The organism is Actinoplanes sp. NPDC049118 (genome assembly GCF_040648555.1).
Lineage (GTDB): Bacteria > Actinomycetota > Actinomycetes > Mycobacteriales > Micromonosporaceae > Actinoplanes.
The window spans coordinates 95,773-116,637 of record NZ_JBEZDY010000009.1; the positions used below are offsets into that span (position 1 = coordinate 95,773).

20 protein-coding genes are annotated in these 20,865 nt (G+C 71.5%); 11 read left to right on the plus strand and 9 right to left on the minus strand.

The genetic code is table 11. The annotated features are described in order from the left end of the window. Positions 1–2 precede the first annotated feature (2 nt). The 5 genes from AB0B58_RS15955 to AB0B58_RS15975 are packed head-to-tail and all read left to right on the plus strand — an operon-like array spanning position 3 to position 3,401. A complete protein-coding gene (locus AB0B58_RS15955; protein ID WP_360223839.1) occupies positions 3–509 on the plus strand; it encodes a DUF1990 domain-containing protein in 507 nt (168 codons plus the stop codon). Next, positions 506–1,282, plus strand: a complete 777-nt coding sequence (locus AB0B58_RS15960) for an MBL fold metallo-hydrolase (protein WP_360223841.1) — start codon at positions 506–508, stop codon at positions 1,280–1,282. Before AB0B58_RS15955 ends, AB0B58_RS15960 begins: the two co-directional genes overlap by 4 nt. Next, positions 1,279–1,860 carry a VTT domain-containing protein gene (locus AB0B58_RS15965; protein WP_360223843.1) on the plus strand — a complete coding sequence of 194 codons (582 nt, stop codon included), beginning with the start codon at positions 1,279–1,281 and terminating at the stop codon, positions 1,858–1,860. The genes AB0B58_RS15960 and AB0B58_RS15965 overlap by 4 nt, the downstream gene beginning before the upstream one ends. A 25-nt stretch (positions 1,861–1,885) precedes the next feature. After that, a complete protein-coding gene (locus AB0B58_RS15970) occupies positions 1,886–2,959 on the plus strand; it encodes a hypothetical protein (RefSeq protein WP_360223845.1) in 1,074 nt (357 codons plus the stop codon). A 16-nt stretch (positions 2,960–2,975) separates the two neighbouring features. Then, on the plus strand, positions 2,976–3,401 hold the full coding sequence (locus AB0B58_RS15975) for a YbjQ family protein (protein ID WP_360223847.1): 426 nt from the start codon (positions 2,976–2,978) through the stop codon (positions 3,399–3,401). 53 nt (positions 3,402–3,454) lie between these two features. Here the strand turns inward: AB0B58_RS15975 and AB0B58_RS15980 are convergent, their stop codons facing one another. Further along, positions 3,455–4,300: a serine hydrolase gene (locus tag AB0B58_RS15980; RefSeq protein WP_360224223.1), complete on the minus strand. Its 846-nt coding sequence runs from the start codon at positions 4,298–4,300 to the stop codon at positions 3,455–3,457. Positions 4,301–4,480: 180 nt separating this feature from the next. Between AB0B58_RS15980 and AB0B58_RS15985 the strand changes: the two genes are divergently transcribed. Next, positions 4,481–5,257, plus strand: a complete 777-nt coding sequence (locus AB0B58_RS15985) for a hypothetical protein (RefSeq protein ID WP_360223849.1) — start codon at positions 4,481–4,483, stop codon at positions 5,255–5,257. Between the two features lie 77 nt (positions 5,258–5,334). After that, entirely contained in the window at positions 5,335–5,880 is a 546-nt protein-coding gene (locus AB0B58_RS15990; RefSeq protein ID WP_360223851.1) for a GNAT family N-acetyltransferase, read from the plus strand. Between the two features lie 96 nt (positions 5,881–5,976). On the opposite strand, the gene AB0B58_RS15995 is transcribed toward AB0B58_RS15990, so the two are convergent. Next, a complete protein-coding gene (locus AB0B58_RS15995; RefSeq protein WP_360223853.1) occupies positions 5,977–6,660 on the minus strand; it encodes a response regulator transcription factor in 684 nt (227 codons plus the stop codon). Further along, the gene (locus tag AB0B58_RS16000; protein ID WP_360223855.1) at positions 6,648–8,396 is read right to left on the minus strand and encodes a histidine kinase; all 1,749 of its coding nucleotides are present in this window, start codon (positions 8,394–8,396) and stop codon (positions 6,648–6,650) included. The genes AB0B58_RS15995 and AB0B58_RS16000 overlap by 13 nt, the downstream gene beginning before the upstream one ends. A gap of 219 nt (positions 8,397–8,615) precedes the next feature. Here AB0B58_RS16000 and AB0B58_RS16005 point away from each other — a divergent pair, with 219 nt between their 5' ends. Continuing rightward, positions 8,616–9,371 carry a hypothetical protein gene (locus AB0B58_RS16005; protein ID WP_360223857.1) on the plus strand — a complete coding sequence of 252 codons (756 nt, stop codon included), beginning with the start codon at positions 8,616–8,618 and terminating at the stop codon, positions 9,369–9,371. Positions 9,372–9,450: 79 nt separating this feature from the next. Here the strand turns inward: AB0B58_RS16005 and AB0B58_RS16010 are convergent, their stop codons facing one another. Further along, a complete protein-coding gene (locus AB0B58_RS16010; RefSeq protein ID WP_360223859.1) occupies positions 9,451–9,762 on the minus strand; it encodes a hypothetical protein in 312 nt (103 codons plus the stop codon). A gap of 262 nt (positions 9,763–10,024) precedes the next feature. Here AB0B58_RS16010 and AB0B58_RS16015 point away from each other — a divergent pair, with 262 nt between their 5' ends. Next, positions 10,025–13,102 (plus strand): glycosyl hydrolase, encoded by a 3,078-nt coding sequence (locus AB0B58_RS16015; RefSeq protein WP_360223861.1) that lies wholly within the window; start codon positions 10,025–10,027, stop codon positions 13,100–13,102. Positions 13,103–13,147: 45 nt separating this feature from the next. On the opposite strand, the gene AB0B58_RS16020 is transcribed toward AB0B58_RS16015, so the two are convergent. From AB0B58_RS16020 to AB0B58_RS16040, 5 genes are all read right to left on the minus strand, one after another. Next, on the minus strand, positions 13,148–14,329 hold the full coding sequence (locus tag AB0B58_RS16020) for a cytochrome P450 (RefSeq protein ID WP_360223863.1): 1,182 nt from the start codon (positions 14,327–14,329) through the stop codon (positions 13,148–13,150). A gap of 93 nt (positions 14,330–14,422) precedes the next feature. Next, entirely contained in the window at positions 14,423–15,463 is a 1,041-nt protein-coding gene (locus AB0B58_RS16025; RefSeq protein WP_360223864.1) for a S1 family peptidase, read from the minus strand. A 484-nt stretch (positions 15,464–15,947) separates the two neighbouring features. Next, positions 15,948–17,231, minus strand: a complete 1,284-nt coding sequence (locus AB0B58_RS16030) for an FAD/NAD(P)-binding protein (RefSeq protein ID WP_360224225.1) — start codon at positions 17,229–17,231, stop codon at positions 15,948–15,950. Between the two features lie 745 nt (positions 17,232–17,976). After that, the gene (locus AB0B58_RS16035) at positions 17,977–18,534 is read right to left on the minus strand and encodes a winged helix-turn-helix domain-containing protein (RefSeq protein WP_360223866.1); all 558 of its coding nucleotides are present in this window, start codon (positions 18,532–18,534) and stop codon (positions 17,977–17,979) included. Between the two features lie 368 nt (positions 18,535–18,902). Continuing rightward, a complete protein-coding gene (locus AB0B58_RS16040; RefSeq protein WP_360223868.1) occupies positions 18,903–19,055 on the minus strand; it encodes a hypothetical protein in 153 nt (50 codons plus the stop codon). A gap of 536 nt (positions 19,056–19,591) precedes the next feature. On the opposite strand from AB0B58_RS16040, the gene AB0B58_RS16045 reads away from it, so the two are divergent. Both AB0B58_RS16045 and AB0B58_RS16050 read left to right on the plus strand, forming a co-directional pair. Further along, a complete protein-coding gene (locus AB0B58_RS16045; RefSeq protein WP_360223870.1) occupies positions 19,592–20,107 on the plus strand; it encodes a flavin reductase family protein in 516 nt (171 codons plus the stop codon). 274 nt (positions 20,108–20,381) lie between these two features. Next, a complete protein-coding gene (locus AB0B58_RS16050; protein WP_360223872.1) occupies positions 20,382–20,846 on the plus strand; it encodes an NAD(P)H-dependent oxidoreductase in 465 nt (154 codons plus the stop codon). Positions 20,847–20,865: the final 19 nt, after the last annotated feature.

Genomic DNA, 20,865 nt, shown 5'->3' on the forward strand with positions numbered 1-20,865 from the left:
TGATGAGTGGATTCACGTACGCCGAGGTCGGCGCGACCCGGCACGAGCCGCTACCCCCGGGCTACCGGCACCTGCACTACCGCACGGAGCTCAGGCGCGACGACTTCGCGGCCGCGGCCGACGCGATCCTGACGCTGCGGATGCACCGCGCGACCGGCGCCCGGATCCGCACCGCCGCCGACCGGGCCGCTCCCGGCGTACGGCTGACGGTCGGGCTCGGGCCCCTCGTCGTGCCGTGCGAGGTGGTGTGGGCCGCGGCCGGCCCCGAGCTGGCCGGCTTCGGCTACGGCACGCTGCCCGGGCACCAGGCACGCGGCGAGGAGTCGTTCACGGTCGAACGGGACGGGCAGGGCCGGGTCTGGTTCGCGGTGACCGCGTTCAGCGCGCCGGCCCGCCTGCCGATGCGCCTCGGCGGCCCGGCAGCGGTGCTCTTCCAGCACCTGTACGCCCGGCTCTGCGGCCGCGCCCTAAGACGGCTGTGTGCCCGGTCCCGTACGGTTGGTCCATGAGCGCAACCAGCGTCACCTGGTGGGGGCACAGCACGATGTGGCTGGCCGACTCCGGTGTCTGCCTGCTCACCGACCCGCTGCTCACCAACCGGTTGATCCACCTCCGGCGGAACGCCGGCCCCACGCCGGAGCTGACCGGCGCCCCGGACGCGGTGCTCCTGTCGCACCTGCACGCCGACCACTTCCACCTGCCGTCGCTGCGGGCCGTGCCCGGCGAGCCGCTGCTGATCGTGCCGCGCGGTGCGACCACGCTCGTGGCCCGGGGCCTCGGCGCGGCCTACGCCGACCGCTGCGTCGAACTGCTGCCGGGCGAGGAGACCACGGTCGGCGCCGTCACGGTGCGGGCGGTCGAGGCCAAGCACGACGGCGGCCGCGGCCCGTGGTCCCGGCTGCGATCGGTGGCGATGGGCTTCGTGATCGAGGGCGCCGCCCGCACCTGGTACAGCGGCGACACCGGCCTATTCGACGGGATGGCCTCGCTGGGCCCGCTGGACCTCGCGCTGATACCGGTCGGCGGCTGGGGCCCGACCCTCGGCTCGCACGGCCACCTGGACGCGGCCGACGGCGCCGAGGCGCTGCGCCGGGTGAAGGCCGCCTGGGCGGTCCCGGTGCACTACGGCACGTTCTGGCCGGCCGGCCTGAGCCGGATCCGGTCGCACATGTTCCACGACCCGGGCACCGAGTTCGCCCGGCACGCCGCACGCACCTCCCCGGACACCCGGGTCCGGGTGCTCACGCAGGGCGAGACGCTCAGCTTCGAGCCGGCCACGTGATATCCGAACTCGGGGCCCTGGCATGGCTGTCGCTCGTGGTGGCGTTCGGCGCGATCGTGCCGGTGGTGCCCACCGGCGCGGCCGTCAGCGCCGCGGCCGCCCTGGCCTTCCACAACCACCCGCTGCTCATCGTCCTCGTCATCGCCGCGGGCGCGCTCGGCGCCTACGCCGGCGACCTGGTCATGTACGCGATGTGCCTCGCCGGCGGCGAACAACTCGCCCGGCGCCTGCACTGGCTGCGCGGCGAGGAGCACCTGACGGCCGTGAAGGAGCGGCTGGACCGCAGCCAGGTGCCGGTGCTGCTGGTCTCCCGGCTGCTGCCCGGCGGCCGGGTGCCCGTGCTGCTGGCCGCGGCGTTCGTCGGCCTGAGCTGGCGCACCTTCATCGTGGCGAACGTGCCGGCCTGCGTGCTCTGGTCGGTCGTCTACGCGAGCATCGGGGTGGCCGGCGGCTCGATCTTCCCGGAACCGTGGCAGGGCGTGGTCGCGGCGGTCGCCCTGGTCCTGGTGGTCGGCCAGATCGCCAGCCTGATCAGCAAGCGCCGGGCCGCACGCCAGGAACAGACCGAGTCGGCGTAGCCACCCGCCAAGTAACGTCGGTGGCATGAGCCAGACTCCACTGTGGGTGACGATATTCGGGTTCCTCATCGGCCCTGCGGTGACCGTCGCCGTCCTGACCTTCTTGTTCAACAGGCGCCTCAACAAGGAGAAGGCGGCCCTGGACGAGTCCGTTCAGAAACGCCTCAACGACCAGAGGTCGGCCCTCGACAGGTCGGTTCAGGAACACCTGAACGAGCAGAACGCCGCGCTGTCGGAGAGCGCGAAGGAACAGGACGCGCGCAGAGACTATGCGTACGACGCCCGCAAACGGCTCTACGAGGTCACCGAGCCGCTCTTCTTCCAGCTCACCGAGCGAGCCGAGGACCTGGCGGGCCGGATAGTCGGGCTGGCGAGATGCGCGCGGGAAGGCAACCTCGAGCCGGCCGACGGCTGGCTCTCCGGCGAGGGCTACTACCTGCGGACGACCATCCATCGCCTGGTGGCTCCGGTAGCGATCTTCCATCTGCTGCAGGACCGGATGACGCTTGTCGATCTGCGCCTCGACGAGGAGACGCGCATCCAGTACTGGATGGCGAAACAGCTCGCCTGGACGATCACGGACCCCTACTCCTTCGCGAGGTGCGAACCCGAGCCGTTGCCGTACAAGCCACACGAAGAGCACCCGAATCAGGGCCTGCCGTCAGGCATCCTCGAGGCGGCCGGCCAGTCGATCATCATCTCCGGAGGAGACTCCCCCGCTCGCGTCATGCGGTTCGGTGAGTTCGACGCCGCCTTCTCGAAGAACGGCAGCGCCGTCAATCAGGCGTGCTACCCCTTCGTCGGAATGCTGCGGAACTTCCATCCCCGAACCCATCCCGTCCTCTGGCGGATCCTCGTCACGCAGGCCCATCTGTGCTCGGCCTTCATACTCCGGCAGGATCGACGTGCCGGAGCGGGCCGAGGCGCCGGCATCGAGCCCTGGACCACGATCCCCCCGGACGGGCGCGGCGAATACGACTGGCGGCAGGACGACGAGACGGCCGGCGACCGGGAGGTCCTGAGCGTCCCGTTCGAAGTCGCCCGGACCTACCTGGAATCCCGCTACCTGTCGCCACGCCGCCGGGCCGCCTTGCCTTGATCACTACGATCTAGGCATGTTGATCGTCAGCTCAGATGAGATCCCCGGCTACCGGATCGATGCGGTGTTCGGGGAGGTGTACGGCGTCACGGTGCGAGCCATCAACATCGGCACCGGGATGGCGGCAAGCATCCGGTCGCTCAACGGGGGCGAGGTGCCCGAGATGACCCAGCTGATGGTGCACAGCCGCAATGAGGCCATGAGCCGCATGGCCTGGCAGGCCCAGCAGCGTCAGGCGAACGCCATCGTCGCGTTCCGGTTCAGCAACGGTGAGCTCGGCCAGTCGTGGGCCGAGGTCTGCGCGTACGGCACGGCCGTCTGGGCCGTTCCGCTCACCGAGCACGCCAAGCAGCAGCACGAGGCGATGACCAGAGTCGGCGGCATGCCCCACCAGGTCCAACACGCCCCGAACGTCGCCGAACACGGGCAGGCCCAACACTAGCGAGCTCGCGTCACCTATGCGGTGATCGCGGCAACCTGATCGCCTTGATCGGTTCAGTACTTGAGGTACTGCCGGGTCATCTTGGCGACCTTCTGCACCAGGGTGATGCCGCCGTCCATGCTCTGGTTGTTGTGGGAGAGCACCGCGACCGAGACGTCCACTTCGTCGCCCTTCACCCGGCCGACCGTGTTGACGGCCCAGAGGCCGCCGTCCTTGGAGCGGGTGTCCCAGCCGTTCTTCACCGTCGTGGTCTCGCCGGACTTCGCGACGATCGGTACGCCCCAGTCCTGGCTCTCGTCGACCGTGTTCATCAGGGTGAACGCGAGCTTGCGCGAATCGGCGTCCAGCGGGCCCGCCTTGTCGACCAGCTCGGAGAGCAGCTTCACCTGGTCGTTGACCGTGGTCCGGGTGAGGCCCCAGGAGCTGTTGACCGCGGTCTGGCTCAGGCCGAGGCGCTTGTTGCACTTGCTGACCGCCGAGACCTTGCCGAGCTGGTTGAAGAGCGAGGTGGTGGCGTTGTTGTCGCTGAGCCGGATCATCCGCTTCGCCAGCGACAGCTGGCTCGAGGACAGGTCGCGGTCGGCGTCCTGCGCCTTCAGCAGCATGCAGGCCAGCACCTGGACCTTGACGATGCTGGCGGTGTCGTATTTCTCCGAGCCCCGGTACGAGTAGCGCTCGCCGGTCTTCTTGTCGAGCACGGCGACGGAGAACTCGGGGACGGTGGCCGCGTACTTCTTCAGGGCCGCGTCGAGGGCCTTGGTGCGCTTGGCCCGTTCCTGTGCGGCCAGCTCCTCCGGGCTCGGACCGGTCGGCGTGGGTGAGGCCGTCGGGTCGGGCTCGCCGAACGTCAGGGAGCGCGGCAGCACGCCGCCGCCGGTGCCGCCGCCGTCGTCCTGCATACCCAGGCCGATGAGGGAGGCGCCGCCCACGATCACCACTGCCGCAACCGCGAAGATCCAGAGTCGGGTTGGTCGCACATATGCATAGTGCCGCGCCTTGCGCGGGATCCCAAACTGCACTACCTACCGCGCGTGACCTATCACTATCAGTCACTAGCACCGGGAGGCACAATGGTGGCCATGGCCCTGCTCCCGTCACCTTCCGCACTCGTCGAGCTCAGCCGCTACGCGATCGGTCAGGTGGTGGAGACCGCGGCCTCCGTCGCCACGGTTCCGGTCCGCATGGTCGGCCTGCTCGGCCAGACCGAACTGCTCGTCAGCCGCATCACGCTGCTGGCCGAACGCGCCGAGGGGCTGATCGACCGGGTCGACGGCGTGCTCGACCGCGTCGACGGCGTACTCGACGGCGCCGAGGAGGCGCTGATCGAGACCAAGGTGATCATGGCGGGCGCCGCGCTGGCCGTCAACGAGGCCGGCGTCATCGCGCCGCGCGCGGCCGAGCTCCTGGAGAGCGTCGCCGCGACCGCCGACGGGGCCGCGGCGACCGTCAACGGTGCGACCGCGATCCTCACCGAGGCCGGCGCCCTCACCGGCGCGGCCTCCGTGGTGGTCCGGCAGGCGGGGGCGACCTCGACCGAGGCCCGCGAGCTTCTCGACGAGTACGGCCCGACGCTGCGCCGCGCGGCCCCACTGGCCCAGCGGTTCGTGGACGAGCTGACGCCGGAGGAGATCACCGCCGCGATCCGCATGATCGACGAGCTGCCCCGGCTGCGGGAGCACCTGAGCGACGACGTGATGCCGCTGCTCGGCACGCTCGACAAGGTCGGGCCCGACCTGCGTGCGCTGCTCGAGGTCGCCAACGACCTGCACATGGCGATCATCGGCATGCCCGGGCTCAGGCGGCTGCGCCGCCGCGGCGAGGACCGGGTGGCCGAGGACGAAGCGAACGGCCGCTGACCCTCCGGCCCACGGACTGGGCCAGGGCCGCAGATGATCCATCGCCCCGTGGTACCTCGAAATGCTACGAAGGGGACGTGCCCGACCTGACAAGCTCCCTTGATGCCACGTCCCTGGAGACTCCGCGGCTGCTGTTGCGCCGCTGGCAAAGCGATGATCTGGACGGGTTCGCCGCGGTCAACGCCCAGCCCGAGGTGATGCGCTACATCCACGACGGCCGCACCCTGGACCGGGCCGCGACCGCGGAGCGCCTGGCCGGCTACCAGCGACACTGGGACGAGCACGGCTTCGGCCTGTACGCGGTGGAGGTCAAGGAGACCGGCGAGCTGGCCGGTTTCACCGGACTGGCGGTGCCGACCTTCCTGCCCGAGATCATGCCGGCCGTGGAGATCGGCTGGCGGCTCGGCCGCGCGTACTGGGGCCGGGGCCTGGCCACCGAGGCGGCCCAGGCCGTGGTCGCCAACACTCGTGCCGAGCTCGGCCTGCGACGGCTGGTCAGCATCCACGTCGTCGGCAACGAGGCGTCCGCGCGGGTGATGGTCAAGCTGGGCATGTCGCTGGAGCGCGAGACCGTGCAGCCGGACACCGGCCGCCAGGTCCGGGTCTACGCGATGGACCTGTAAACCGCATCGAGGCATCGAGCGTCGCGGGACGCCGCCGATCTGAGGTCGCCGGTCCGACCGTGAAGTCAACATGGGCGGCGCGATCGAGGGTGTCGGCTATGCCCGGCCGGTGTCGAGGCTGCGCAGGTACATCAGCGCGGCGAGGACCCGCACGTTGACCTGTGGGCGGTCGCTGTCCCTGGCCGCCGGCAGGCGCAGCTTGTCGGCGATCACCGAGACGTGTTTCTCCACGGTGCTGATGCGGTTGCCGAGGACCTGGGCGATGCCCAGGTTGGACCGGCCCTCGGCCACGAGGGCCAGGATCCGTCGTTCGTGTGGGCTGAGGGCGGCCAGGGGGTCGGGTGCTCGGCGGCGGCTCATCAGCCGGTCGATGATCAGGCGGTCGATGACCACCTCGCCGGCCGCGACGCGGCGCAGCGCCTCGGTGAGTTCCGCCAGGTCGCCGACGCGCTCCTTCAGCAGGTACCCGATCGCCCGGGACTCGTCCTGCATCTGTAGCAGACGCTCGGCGAAGTCGACCTCGGCGTACGAGGACAGCACGAGGATCGCCACGGCCGGGTAGTGCTCGCGTACCTGCTCGGCGATGACCAGGCCCTCGTCGCTGAAGGTTGGCGGCAGCCGGATGTCCAGGATGGCGACGTCCGGTGCGGCCGCGTTGATGGCCGCCAGCGCGCCCTCGGCGTCGGCGACCTTGGCGACGACCTCGACGCCGCGCCCGCCGAGCCCTTCGGCCAGCGCGTCGCGCAGCAGGCCCTGATCCTCCACGATCACGATGCGCATCTGGTGTCCTTCCGTTCGTGACAACACGGCCGGGGCAACGGAAAGTCGGCCGCGACCACCGTGCCGCCGGCCTCCCCGGCGGCGACGGTGAGCACGCCGCCGACCGCGGCCACCCGGTCGGCGAGGGCGCGCAGGCCCGCACCGTCCGGGTCGGCGCCGCCGCCCCCGTCGTCGCTGACCCGCACGACCAGCGCGCCGTCGCCGCACCGGATGGAGAGCCGGACTTCCGCGGCGTCCGCGTGCTTGTAGACGTTGCCGAGGGCCTCGGCCACCACGAAGTACGCGGTGCTCTCGATCTCCGGCTCGTGCCGGCCCGCGTCCGCGTCTACCGTGACCGGGATCGGGGCGCGGTCGACGAGGTTCGCCACGGCCGGCACCAGCCCGTGCTCGACCGGGTAGATGCCCTCGGTCAGCAGCCGCAGCGAGCCGATCGCGTCGCCGAGCTGGCGATGCGCCCGGTGCACCAGGGCGCCGGCCGGATCCGTGTCCCCCAATCGGTGCCGGGCCATGTCGAGCAGCACCAGGACGGCGAAGAGCTCCTGCTGGGCGCCGTCGTGCAGATCGCGCTGTACCCGCCGGCGCTCGGTCATCGCGCTGCTGGCGATGCGGAGCCGGGAGTCTCGCAGCTGCCCGATCTGTGCGTGCAGGGTCGCGTACAGGTGTGCGTTCTCCAGGGCCAGCCCGGCGGCGGCGCCGGCCGCCTCGGCGACGGTCCGTTCGTTGTGCAGGGCCTCGTCGTGCTCGATGAGCGCCACGAGGACGCCGCGCCGGTCGACCCGGGTGACCGCCCGGCCCGAACCGGGACCCGGCAGGGCCCCGCGCGGGCGGCCCGCGCCGTCGACGTACCCGCCGCCGGACGTCGGGTACAGCAGTCGCAGGGTCGGGTCGCCGACCGCGCGGGCCAGGGAGCGTTCCAGGCGGGCCGGCGCGGGAACCTCGGCCGTCGGCTCCCCGAACTCCAGGGCCACCCGGGCCACCCGCCAGGTGGCGGTCCGGCTGCGGCTCCGCTGCACAAAGTGGATCACCGGCACGACCGGCAGGCTGATCACCATGGCGGCCAGCATGAGCGCCGCCTCGGCGCGGACCGGCAGGTCGAAGAAGGCGATCAGGCTGACCGCCATGCCCATCCCGCACGCCACGACGATGAAGGTCCAGACCGGCTCCGCGGAGCGCCGGCGCATCCCGCTGGATCGCCACCACCGCTGCGCCATGACCAGGACCATGGCCGCGGCCGAGGCCGCGAAGACCACGCTGCCGACGTCGGTGGCGGGGGTCCGCTGCTGCGGGAGCCCGAACGCCTGCGGCGCCGACGGGTGGTCCACCAGGTACGCCAGCACCTGCGTGGAGACGGAGGTGAAGTAGCCACCCAGCGCGAGCACCCGGGCCACCGGGTTGGTGAACCGGCCGGTCGGCCACGTGTACAGCAGATGACCGACCGGGGCGGTCCACGCGTACGCACCGCAGAAGCCGATCGCGAAGACCAGTGGCTCGGTGCTGCCGCGCAGGAAATTGACGTGCCACAGCGCCGCCGCGGCGACCATCATCCAGCCCAGCCGCGGCTGCGGCGCCCGGATCCAGACCACCACGCCGACCACGATGCCGACCAGTCCCCAGAGGCGCAGCCCGACATCCAGCCAGAGGCGCCCCGACGAGACCTGCCACGACACGGCGATGGCGGCGATGCCGAACGCCGACGCTGCCGCGCCGACGCCGACGGCGGCTCGTACCCGTCCCACGCTCGACCTCCGGTCCGCCGTTGCGGCCCCTGAGTATGCGGGGTGGTGGCCATGGTCGCGGCGGCAGGTTTCCGGGCCGCGTCACACCCAGGTTCCTGCCTGCCGGGCGCGGCACGGCGCCGTTAGCGTCCAGCGTTGCGCCCCGCGGCACCACCACCGCCGGGCGGCCAGGACGCCGCGTGCCGCGCGGCCGCCCATCGACAACACGGAGGAACCGACGTGAAACCGTCCCGCATCGCGACCGCGGTCACCAGCTTGCTGCTCGCCGTCGGCACGCTGCTGGCCCCGGCGGCCGCGCCCGCCAACGCCGCGGTGCCCGCGCCCTGCCAGGCAGACCACGACCGGCTGACGGGGCTCAACACGCGACTTGCCAGCCTGCAGGCGGCCCTGCGCAACGCACCTCCGTCGGAGAAGCCCGACATCGTGGAGCGGATCCGCGAGGTGCAGGCGAGCATCGCCGTGGTGAAGCCCCGCTACGAGCGGTGCCTGCGCGACAACAACGGATCCGCGCCGGCCCTGTCGGCCACGTTCACCGGGCGCGTGACGCTGACCACCACCGACAGCCGGGTGCCCGGGCCGCTGTCGCGCGACGTCTCGTTCAACCTCTACTTCGACGGGGTGAACCGCGAGTGGGTCAGCGTCCGGTCCTGGCCGGAGATCACCAGCGACCGGATCACGCAGGGGCCGCAGGACTTCCGGGTGACCGTGCGCCTCGAGTCGTCCGCCGGCACGTTCAGCCGCCCCACGGGTGCCATGTCACTCGCCCTGACGCTGCTGTTCGACGAGAGCCTCAGTTTCCCGTGGGACTCGGACTCCCGCCTGCCGATCACGCTGCGCACCGACCAGCCAGGCGGCAGCCCGATGGACGCGGCCGGGTCCGTCACCCTCGCCGGTACGGGGCGCTTCAGCAGCGGGCACCTCAGCGGCAAGGACGCCACGCTGACGGTGACCGGCACCGTGACGCCCAGGCCGTAGCGGGCGCCACCACCTGTTCCGCGCGCCGGCGCGCACCCGACGGGGGTGTGCGCCGGCGACGCCCCGCAATGGGTGATGACTACCGCGGGATCGCGGTCCGGACGATCACCACCCGGTCAGCGCCGTGCTCGTCGACGAAACCCTGTGCGAGGTAGAGCCAGTCGCCGTGCACGGCGACCAGGTCGGCGTGGCCGGCCGCCGTGGCGACCCGGCCATCCGGGGTGACTCGCAGCACCTCGGTCTCGACCTGCTTCCAGCGGTCCTTGCGGGCCCGGTCGAGCACGGCCCGCTGGGTGTCGTTCGCGTCACCCTCCCAGTCGAACGAGTCCGGCAACCGGTCCTTCCCGCGTCGCCGGTTCGTCAGGTAGAGGTCGCCGTTCGCGGCGGCCACCAGGCTCGCGTTGTCAGCGCCGCGCAGCGGCTCGGAGCAGCCGGCGATCGCAGTCGGCAGCCGCGCGGCGCGGGGCGCCAGGCGTCGCCGGGCAATGCCGGACAGATCCTTTCTGAGCAGGCCCTATTCACGACTGTAAACATTGACGAAACACTTCGTAACAGTTAGCCTCGCGGAACCGTGAGAGCGCTCTCACGACCTCGCCCGCGGTCCACCGCCGCGGCAATGGCGACCCCCGTTTCCCCATCGGAGGCACCCCGGTATGAAACCCCCGATCCCCCCTTCCCCGGTTCCCCATCGGCGCTCCCCGCGCGGCCGGCTGGCCGGCCTCGCCGCCGCCGCCGTCGCCCTCGCCTCCGGCGTCCTCGCCGTGTCCGTGACCGGCCCGGCCGAGGCGGCGACCGTCGGCGCCGGCAGCTACACCGAGACCCTGCCCGCCGGCGCGAAACTCCCAACGGGCTGCGGCAACATCTCGGCCAACCCGCGGCAGTACCTGACCCCGAACGCACCCGCCGGACCGGTGCCGACCAACGACTGGTGGTCGTCGCTGCTGTTCAAGAAGGGCGACGAGTGCAACTTCTCCCAGCCGCTCTTCGCCGGGCCGGCCGCGTACCGGCCGGTGGCGAGCGGGCTCGGGCTGTCATACCAGACCGACGCGGCCATCAGCGGCAGCGCGACCGGACTCGGTGAGTACCACTACCCGTACGCGCAGCACGTCGTCGTCGGCGTCGCCGGGCTGAACGCCACGCAGTCGCTCGTGGACGGCTGGAGCGACTGGACGGTGACGCCGTCCTGGAGCGACGGCGCCCGGACCATGAAGGCCACCATCGGCCACGGCCTGCCGCTCTCCTACTACCAGGTGACCGGCGGCGACGCGCTGCTGAGCGTCACCGGCCCGCCGACCGCCTGGCAGAACAGCGGCAACCGGATCGGCTTCTCGATCGGCGGCCACGACTATGTCGCGTACGGCCCGGCCGGCTCGACGTGGACGCTGAGCGGCAGCACGATCCGCTCCAGTCTGGCCGGCAAGGGCTACTTCTCGGTGGCCGTGCTGCCGACACTCTCCAGCGCCGCGACGGCTGACAAGATCGCACTCGCGGACACCTACGGCCAGTACGCACACAGCCACGTGACCGGCACCAGGATGTCGTACACGTACAACCAGGGCGCCGGCACGGTGAACACCACGTACGCGTTCACCACCACCGCGCGCGAGGGCAGCGGTACGGGCACGGTCATCGCGCTCTACCCGCACCAGTGGCGCTACCTCACCGGCTCGACCCCGTTGTCGCGCACCTACGTCTCGCCGCGCGGCGCCATGAAGATCGTCACGGGCACGGGCTTCCAGACCACCATGAAGTACACCGGGGTACTGCCGGAGATCCCCGCCGTCGGCGACGCCGCCGGCGCCGACCTCAGCACGATCACCACGTTGCTCAACAACGAGCTGAGCAACCCGGCCGACTTCAGGGGCGACGACACGTACTGGACCGGCAAGGGCCTCGGCCGGGCCGCCCGGATCGCGGAGATCGCCGACCAGCTGAACATCACCTCGGTACGCGACTCGGCGCTCAACGTCATCCGGACCCGGCTGACGGACTGGTTCACCGCGTCGGCCGGCAAGTCCTCGCGGGTCTTCTACTACGACCGCAACTGGGGCACGCTGATCGGCTATCCCGCGTCGTACGCGTCCGACGAGGACCTCAACGACCACCACTTCCACTACGGCTACTACGTCGCCGCGGCGGCGACGCTCGCCAAGTTCGACCCGGCCTGGGCCGCGCCCGGCCAGTACGGCGGCATGGTCGACCTGCTCATCCGCGACGCCAACAACTACGACCGCAACGACACCCGGTTCCCGTACCTGCGGGACTTCGACATCTACGCGGGCCACGACTGGGCCTCCGGGCACGGCGCGTTCGGCGCGGGCAACAACCAGGAGTCCTCGTCCGAGGGGCAGAACTTCGCCAACGCGCTGATCCAGTGGGGCCAGGCGACCGGCAACAACACCGTGCGCGACGCCGGGATCTGGCTGCACACCACGCAGGCCGCGGCGATCAACGAGTACTGGTTCGACGTGCGCAACGAGAACTTCCCGGCGACCTGGGGCCACAACTACTCGGCCATCGTGTGGGGCTCGGGCGGCGCGTACGCGACGTGGTTCTCGGGCGACCACGCCATGGTCGTGGGCATCAACATGCTGCCGATGACCGGCGGCCAGCTCTACCTCGGCGACTACCCCGAGTCGGTCAAGGCCACCTACGCCGAGCTCGTGCGCAACAACGGCGGCGAGCCGACCGCCTGGCGCGACATGCTCTGGCAGTATCTCGCCCTCGGCGATCCGGACGCGGCGCTGGCGAAGTTCCGCGCGAACAGCTCGTACACGTCCGAGGAGGGCGAGAGCAAAGCGCACACGTTCCACTGGCTGCGCAACCTCGCGGCGCTCGGCCAGGTCGACACCGGCGTGACGGCGAGTCACCCGCTGGCCAAGGTGTTCTCGAAGAACGGCGCGAAGACCTACGTCGCCGCGAACATCACGAACGCCGCGCTGACGGTGACGTATTCGGATGGAAAGACGCTGAGCGTCCCGGGCGGACAGACCGTTGCGAGCGGGGCGACCAACTGGAGCGGCGGCAACGCCGTCGGCGGTGGCACCACCACGCCACCGACCACGCCGCCGACCACCTCGCCCACTCCGACGCCCACCGCCTGCACCGGCGACGTGCTGCTCTCCCAGGGCAGGACCGCCACGGCGTCCTCGGTGGAGAACGCGGACTACCAGCCCGGCCTCGCCGTCGACGGCAATGCGGCCACCCGTTGGTCCAGCGCGTTCGCGGACCCGCAGTGGCTGCAGGTCGATCTCGGCTCGGCGCGGGTCCTCGGCCGGGTCGAGCTCAGCTGGGAGGCCGCGTACGGCAGGGCGTACCAGATCCAGACGTCGACGGACGGCAACGCCTGGACCACCGCCGCGACGGTGACCGCCGGCACCGGCGGCAACGTCACGCACGCGATCTCGGGCACGGCCCGCTACGTGCGGATGAGCGGCACCGAGCGCGGCACGCCGTACGGGTATTCGCTGTTCGAGTTCCGGGTGTTCGGCGGCTGCGGGAGCCCGACGACGCCGCCCGCGACCACGCCGCCGACCACCAGCACCCCGACGGCGACCCCGACCGCCACCCCGACGACGAACCCGGCGGCGACGGCGTGGGCGGTGAACACCGCGTACGCGGCGGGCCGGATCGTCACCTACAACGGCGTGCGGTACCGCTGCCTGCAGGCGCACACGTCGCTGACGGGCTGGGAGCCGCCGAACGTGCCGGCGCTCTGGGCGACCAGCTGACCGGGCGACCCACCCTGCCGCGCCGAGCGGCAGGGTGGGTCGCGGTCAGGATTCCGTGCTTACCGCTACGCGCAGGCCGGTGAGCTCATACGACGCGATCTCCGCCCGGATGCCCACCTTCGGCGGCGTCACCATCCGCAGCCCCGGCATGCCGAAGAGCTTGGTCAGGAAGATCTCGGTCTCCTGGATGGCGATGTACGCACCCGGGCACCGGTGCGGCCCGTCGCCGAACGACAGCCCCGCGTCCCCCATGCCCTCCGCCATCGGCCGCGCCGGGCAGATCTCGCCCGGGTCCGCGCCGACCGCCGAGGGGTCCAGGTTCGCCGCCGCGACGCCGATGTCGACCCGCGCGCCGGCCGGGATCGTCGCGCCGCCGACCTCGATCTCCTCCGTCGTCCAGCGGTAGAGGTTCGCCACCACCGGTTCGAGGCGCAGGATCTCGTGCAGGATGGCCACCCGTTCGGACTCCGAGCCCTCCGTGTAGGCCGAGCGCAGCGCGGAGTCCGTGAACAGGTGCCAGGCCGCCAGCGTGATGAACTCGCGGGTGGTCACCATCCCCGCCGCCGCGAACGTCACGCACTCGCCGAGGATCTCGGGGTTCTTGCAGCCCTCGCCGAGGAGGTGGCTGATCAGGTCGTCCTTCGCCTCGGTCCGGCGTGCCTTGATCGCCGGGCGCACGTCCCGCCAGTAGAACAGGCCCATGTTGACGGTGGAGCGGAACTCCTTCCACGCCCGGACCGGGCGGCTGCCGCTGTTCTTCTCCTCGAAGAAGCGGTCCAGGCGCCCCGCCATCCCGGGGCCGCTCTCGGTCAGGCCGATGACCTCGGCCGCCACCGCCACCGCCAGCCGGAAGGACAGCTGCGACAGATCCGCGCCACCGCGGCTTCGCAGTTTCGCGCACTGCTCGTCGGCCAGCCTGTCCATCAGGGCCCGGTACGACGTGTCGACCCTCTTCGGGGTGAAGAACCTGGCCGTCTGGCGACGGTGTTCACGATGCTCGGGCCCGTCGCGGTAGAGCACCGGCATGCGCATCCGGCCCTCGTGTCTCCTGGCGTTCTCGGCGTCGAAGCCGGCCTGCCGGGTTTCCGTGCTGCGCAGCATCGCCCGCGCCGTGGTGAAGTCCTGGATGTGCCAGACGTCGTCGGCGCCGGCGTGGACGGGGCAACCCGGGGCCAGCCCTCCTCGTCCGATCTTCCGTTTCGACTCGAGCGGGGTTTCTGCAGGCATTGATCGATTCTTGTCGCTCATTCTCACCCTGTCCACTCACCAAGCGGAAAGGCCCCACCGGGCGGGTGGGGCCTTTCCGTGGTGGAGGATGGATCAGAATACCGAAACGCCGTAGACGTTCAGCGCCTCGACGACCGGCTGGAAGTACGTGGTTCCGCCGGAGCTGCAGTTGCCGCTGCCGCCGGAGGTCAGGCCCAGCGCGGTGGTACCGGAGTAGAGCGAGCCGCCGCTGTCGCCCGGCTGGGCGCACACGGTGGTGCGGATCAGGCCGGAGACGGATCCCTGCGCGTAGTTGACGGTGCTGTTGAGCGCGGTGACCCGGCCCGAGTGCGTGCCGGTCGTGCTGCCGCGGCGGTAGACGGTCGCGCCGACCGCCGGGGTGCCGGCCGAGGTGATGTCCTGCGAGCCGACGCCACCGGTCTTGGTGATGGTCGTGTTGGTGTAGCGCACGATGCCGTAGTCGTTGCCGGGGAAGCTGGTGCCGGCCCGGGTGCCGAGCGTCACCGATCCGTTCGTCCAGGTCGTGGCGCTGTTGGTGCAGTGGCCGGCGGTCAGGAAGTAGTTGGTGCTGCCGCTACGGACGTTGAAGCCGAGCGAGCAACGGCCGCCGCCGCCGTAGATAGCGTCACCGCCGGAGATGGTGGTGCGCAGCGTGCCCGGTACCGACTCGAAGGAGGCCTTGTCGCCGAGCCCGGCGACGATCGCCTTGACGGCGTCGAGCTTCGCGCCGGTGACCGAGCTGTCCGCGGTGACCACGATCTTGTTGCTGACCGGGTCGAGGCCGAAGGACGTGCCGGGGGTCTTGAGCTGGGTCTTCAGGGTGGCGTCCGCGGCGGCGAGCACGGCGCCGCTGTTGGCGACGTAGCGGGGGGTTGCACCGGCCGCGCTTACCGACTTGGCGGTGGCGGCGTCGGTCACGTTGACCACGACCTTGCCGGCGGAGTCGACATAGGAGCCGGCGGTCGCCGCGCCGAACTGGGTGTCCAGCTTGCCGGCGAGTGCTGAGGGGGCGAAAGAGGGGTCGGATGCGACGCTCGGGGCGGCGGATGCGGGTGACGCGAACGCACTGCCTACAAGCAAGACGGCGGCCAGGCCGACGATCGGTCGGCCGAGCCTCGAACCGGGGTTACGCACAGGTTCCTCCCAGGGGGATGAGGTGTACGCCGGGTGTCCGGAGTACCGGTGCCACCGGTAGTATCGAGAACAATCGATCTGGACTCAAGGCTGTCCGAGTTCGGCGCACAGTCACCTAGACGCCCGTCAAACCGCCTCTGAGCAGCGCAAATGACGTCGTCATATCACTGGGCTATCACCAGTTCGGGATGCCGACGGTCAACTTGATTCACGCCACGGACGGTCGGCGCCGTGACCACCCGCCGGAAATCGCGGTCACCTTCCGGAACCGGATCGCACCACCGGCGAACCGGCCCGGATGGCCACACGGAACGCACCGCACCGGCGGCACGGCACGCTGCTCGGCAGCGGCACGCCTCCACAGGGGCCGCCCGGCGGCCGACACGGCTCCGGCGATCCGGGCACTCGCGCACGGCCGCCGGGCGCGGGCGGATTCGCTCACCGCCTACAAAGGGGCACTAAAGAATTGCTCGATATAAATGCCTTATGCCGCGGCCGCGACCTGGGCACCGGAATGCAGATCGGTGACGAGGCGCCGCGCCTGGGCACGGATCTCGGGCACGGCAGTGGTCTCCCACTGGGCGCCGCGGCGCAGCGGGCCGATGACCCAGAGCCGATCGTGCGGTCGCCCGCCGGCGCCGATCAGGCGGCCGTCCACGTCGATGTCGAGGCCGAGCCCGTGCGGACCGAGCCGGGCCAGGCCGGCGGCGAGCAGCCCGCCGACAAGCGGCCCGGCCGCCGCCGGCAGCCGTCCCGGCCCGGCGCAGTTGACGACGGCCGCGAAGTCCGCGAGACCCGGCCACGCGGCCACCCCGCCCGCGCGGATCTCCAGCAGGCCGGCCGCCCGCAGCCCCGCGACGCGGGCCCCGATCTCCGGGGCCATGCGGTGCCGGTGGCACTCCCAGGGCCGGGCCAGGTGCCGCAGGAACGCATCCTGCTCGGCCGGGGTCAGCGCGGTCCAGAGCTCATCAAGGTACGGCCTGAGCCCGTCCACGATCGGCCGCCAGTCCCCCGCCTCGCCGGCCGCGGCGCGCACGGCCCGGACGACGTCCCGCAGCGTGGCGCAGTCGTCGAGCGACGGCACCGCCGGCGGCGCCGCGTCCGCGGTGTGGGTCAGCGGCAGCAGGCCACGCCGGCTCACGGCCACGACGGGCGCGGTCCGGCGCCCGTCGGCGGTCAGGGTGAGCGCCACGTCCACGGCGGTCAGCCCCGTACCGACCAGCAGCACCGGCCGGTCGGCCGGCAGCGAGTCGAGCACGCCGGGCCGCCACGGATCCGCGATGTAGTGCGGATGGACGACGCCCTGGCGCGCGGCCGCCGGACCGCCGGTGGCGAGGACGACGTGATCGGCCGCGATCGCCGAGCCGTCGTCCAGCGCGACGGTGGCGTCCGGGGTGATCGCCGCCGCCCGCGCCCTGCGCAGGTGCAGGCGGCCGGGGTGCGCGGCGGCCGCCTCGTCGAGGACGGTTCGCAGATACCGGCCGTACTCGGCCCGGGGGCGGAACGCCGCCGGCGTGGTGGCCGCCCAGCGGACGAAGTGGCCCGGGTCGTCGGGGTCGGCGCTCATCGCGCCCGCCCGCGAGTTGAGCAGGTGCCATGGCTGCGCGGAGCCGTAGGCGACCCCGCCGCCGGGCTCACCCGGCTCGACCAGCACGACGTCGTCGTCGCTACATCGCAGAAGTTCCCGGGCCATCAGGACCCCGGAACACCCTCCCCCGACCACTGCCACCACACGCGCCACGACGGGCCCCCCATCTCCTATCAACACGATAGGCAAACGGGGGTTTTGGCGCCAGTGGCACGCCGCAGAAAAAACAGATGTCGGAGGAACCCACCGCAAGGACGACGGCGGTCCGGGTCACGGCACGCAAAAACCGCACACCCGCGGCCGGGGACACGACACCGGATCCCCGCTCCACCCCAACCGGATCGACCACGCCGGCCGGGCGGCCGGCACCGCGGCGGCCCCGAAGTTCGCGGGCGCGGCATCACGGACCATGACGCCGGCCGGAGCCCGGGGTTCGCCGCCCCTTCACGAACTGCGCGTCAAGCTCGGCTTCGACCCGCCACCGGAGGCGACCCGGGCACTATTCATGCAGGCCGGCGGCGCCGTGCCGCACGGCGATGACGAACCGCAGCCCGCCACCGCCCGAACACCAAGACACCCAGCCAACCGAGACCGCCACCGCACGGCGATCACGAACCGCAGCCCGCCACCGCCCGAACACCAAGACACCCAGCCAACCGAGACCGCCGCTGTCGGCCGCGCTGTGGCCGCCGGGCCCCGGGCCCGGCCCGGCGCGCCGGCGTGGACAACTCCGCTGACGATCTTCAAGGCGGAGAGATGCGCGACATGCGCTGCGCGACATGGCCGAGGCCGTCATCGAGGACGACCGGTCCGCCGACGACATTCGCCGCAAGGTGCGTGCGGTTGTCGATCGGCACCTGAACCGACCGACGGGGTCCGCCCGGAACGCGGCGCGCCCCAGGCGCGCCGCGTTGGAGGGAACCTTTCAGTCGTCGGCGATGGTGATGCCCGCGTCGTCGGCGAGGCGGTAGCCGACCCCGTAGACCGTGGTCACGATGTCCGGGTTGCCGAGCTTGGTGCGCAACCGGCTCACGTGCACGTCGACCGTGCGAACCGTCGTGTGCATGTGGCCCCAGACGTGGCCCAGCAACTGGCTGCGGCTGAACACCTGGCGCGGGTGCGTCGCGAGGAAGTACAGGAGTTCGTACTCGAGGCGGCTGAGGTCCAGCGAGCGGCCGTCGAGCGTCACCGCGCGGGGCCTCGGGTCGAGGTGCAGGCCCGAGGTGTCGCCCGGCGCGGCGGGGGCGGCCGCGATCGGCGCGAGATCGACGTTCGCATCCGGGCCGGCCGCCACGACGAGATCGCGCAGCGCCGCCAGGACGCGCTCGCTCTCCTCCGAGCCGGGTGCGCCGAGCGTGATGGTGACGGTGACCGACGATTCAGGGGGCGCGATGCTGCGCAAACGGGGGCGGGTCCGGCCCGAACCGCGGCGGACGGAGGCAAGGCGGGTGGTGGCGAGCTCGGCGACGGCGAGAACGGACATGGTTTCCCCTCCGGAGGGTGTGGCCGCCAACCGGGTCTCGGTCGACGACTGAACAATACTTTTCCCATGTGTGGGATAGGTTTATAGACGCATTTCGGCGCCGTGGATCGTTCATTCGGGGGCTGCGGTCAGGGCACGCGGGTCACCGATAGATCAGCAGGCACAACACCGGGCACTCGCGCATCGGAGGAGATCGATGGCGAGGCGGGACGTGAGTCGTACGTCGCGCAACTGCATGTCCCCCATTCTTCACGGCCAGGCGGTTCAGGTCAAAACAAATCCATGATGCGGGAGTATTTTCCCTCAAAAACATAACAACGGCGCGCCGCCACCAGGAAAGGTGACGGCGCGCACAATTGAACAATGGTTCAGGCGATCACCGGGATCGCCATGACCGATGCCGGCGGCGGGACCGCCGGGAACGGGATCGCCCGGATGGGCCGGAGGTCGCGGAGGTCGCGGAGGTCGCGGAGGTCGCGGAGGTCGCGGAGGTCGCGGAGGTCGCGGAGGTCGCGGTCCACGATGACCCCAGGCGGCCGGGGAAAGCCGGTCGGCAGACCCGGCGCCGGGTCGACCCCACCGCCGGCCGCAAGGCCGCCCGAGACACGAGCTCCAGCCGCGCGACCGCCCGAGGCACGAGCTCCAGCCGCGCGACCGCCCGAGGCACGAGCTCCAGCCGCGCGACCGCCCGAGGCACGGGCTGCGGCCGCGAGGCGACCCCGACGTAGCAGTGCCCGTCCCGCGACGCCGCCCGAGGCGCGGGCGCCGGCCGCAACGGCGATGACGGGAGTGGACATGACCCGGACTCTGCCGAAGGAAGGCCTCCATGTCAACTGAACCCCATAGGTTTACTAGGATATGGGATCGACGTTGACACTCGCCCAGCGAGGGAGGCACGGTAAGCCCCATGCCCACCCCCGCCGCGGACGCCTCGCCCCCGCCAAAACCAACCCTGTCCCAATTGGTGGAAGTTAGCCCGCCGCCGGCTGCGCACGCCGAGGACCAACGGCCGCAGGAGCTACGCCACCACTCCCTCGTCTCGGCTTAGGGGATCATCATGACCGTCACCCCGCTCCACCAGGACCGTGCCGTGGACTCCGAGCTGTTCCGGGCGTTGCTGCGCCGCCACGCCGCCGCCGTCGTCGTGATCACCGCTCCCGGCGCACCACCCGCCGGGTTCACCGCCACGTCCTTCACCTCGGTGTCGCTCGATCCGCCGCTGGTCTCCTTCTGCCTGGCCAAGACGGCCTCGGCGTGGCCCGCGGTGCGCGCCGCGAGCACCATCGCCGTGCACGTGCTGACCCAGGAGCAGGAGCACGTCGCGCGGACGTTCGCCACCCGCGGCATCGACCGCTTCGCCGCGCACGGCGCCTGGCGTCCCGGGCCCGACGGCGTTCCGCTGCTGGACGGGGTGCTCGCCAGGATCGTGTGCAAGGTGACCCGGCAGGTGGAGGCCGGCGACCACACGATCGTGCTGGCCGCACCGGAGCTGGGCGAGCACCACGCGGACGCGACGGTCACGCCGCTGGTCTACCACGACGGCACCTACGCCCACCTGAAACGGTCGGCATAACCGCCGCCCTCCGGACCGACCACCACCTACTGAACGCGGAGAAGAACCATGAGCGAACCTGCGAACGAATCACCAAATCAGCGCCGGGCGAATGCAATTTGCGTCAGCGGAGGGGATGGCATGAGCGAGCCTGCGAGCGAATCATCAGCCCAGCGCCTGACTCAGGCCATCGCCGGAGCTTCAGCGGAGGGGATGGCATGAGCGAGCCTGCGAGCGAATCATCAGCCCAGCGCCTGACTCGGGCCATCGCCGGAGCGTCAGCGGAGGGGATGGCATGAGCGGGATCGTCGTTGTATCGGGTAATCCGCGACCGGGGTCGCGGACCTCGACGCTCGCCGTCGCCGTCGGCACCGCGCTCGGCGGTGCCGCAACGGTCGTCGAGGTCGGGGCGCTCGGCACCGGCCTGCTCACCCCGGGCGATCCGGCCACGGCGGCCGCGGTGACGGCGATCCGGGAGGCGGACGTGCTGGTCGTGGCCACACCCACCTACAAGGGCAGCTACACCGGCGTGCTCAAGGTGCTGCTCGACCAGTTGCCCGCCAACGCCCTCGCCGGCAAGCGGTCCGTACCGGTGGTCACCGCCGGCATCGCGCCGCAGGCCGCGGCCGCGGCGGCGCTGCTCGCGCAGCTGCTGGGCGAGCTGGGCGCGGACGTCGCGCCCGCCCTGCCGGTGGTCGAGGCCGAGCTGCCGGAGGCGGAGGCGATCGCGGAGAAGTACGCGGCGGCGCACGGCCGGTGATTGGCGGCGGCTTGCCACG

Coding starts and splice junctions, on each gene's coding strand:
- AB0B58_RS15955 (WP_360223839.1), top strand. CDS start 3: ATGAGTGGATTCACGTACGCCGAGGTCGGCGCGACCCGGCACGAGCCG.
- AB0B58_RS15960 (WP_360223841.1), top strand. CDS start 506: ATGAGCGCAACCAGCGTCACCTGGTGGGGGCACAGCACGATGTGGCTG.
- AB0B58_RS15970 (WP_360223845.1), top strand. CDS start 1,886: ATGAGCCAGACTCCACTGTGGGTGACGATATTCGGGTTCCTCATCGGC.
- AB0B58_RS15975 (WP_360223847.1), top strand. CDS start 2,976: ATGTTGATCGTCAGCTCAGATGAGATCCCCGGCTACCGGATCGATGCG.
- AB0B58_RS15980 (WP_360224223.1), bottom strand. CDS start 4,300: ATGCAGGACGACGGCGGCGGCACCGGCGGCGGCGTGCTGCCGCGCTCC.
- AB0B58_RS15985 (WP_360223849.1), top strand. CDS start 4,481: ATGGCCCTGCTCCCGTCACCTTCCGCACTCGTCGAGCTCAGCCGCTAC.
- AB0B58_RS15995 (WP_360223853.1), bottom strand. CDS start 6,660: ATGCGCATCGTGATCGTGGAGGATCAGGGCCTGCTGCGCGACGCGCTG.
- AB0B58_RS16015 (WP_360223861.1), top strand. CDS start 10,025: ATGAAACCCCCGATCCCCCCTTCCCCGGTTCCCCATCGGCGCTCCCCG.
- AB0B58_RS16020 (WP_360223863.1), bottom strand. CDS start 14,329: ATGCCTGCAGAAACCCCGCTCGAGTCGAAACGGAAGATCGGACGAGGA.
- AB0B58_RS16035 (WP_360223866.1), bottom strand. CDS start 18,534: ATGTCCGTTCTCGCCGTCGCCGAGCTCGCCACCACCCGCCTTGCCTCC.
- AB0B58_RS16045 (WP_360223870.1), top strand. CDS start 19,592: ATGACCGTCACCCCGCTCCACCAGGACCGTGCCGTGGACTCCGAGCTG.
- AB0B58_RS16050 (WP_360223872.1), top strand. CDS start 20,382: ATGAGCGGGATCGTCGTTGTATCGGGTAATCCGCGACCGGGGTCGCGG.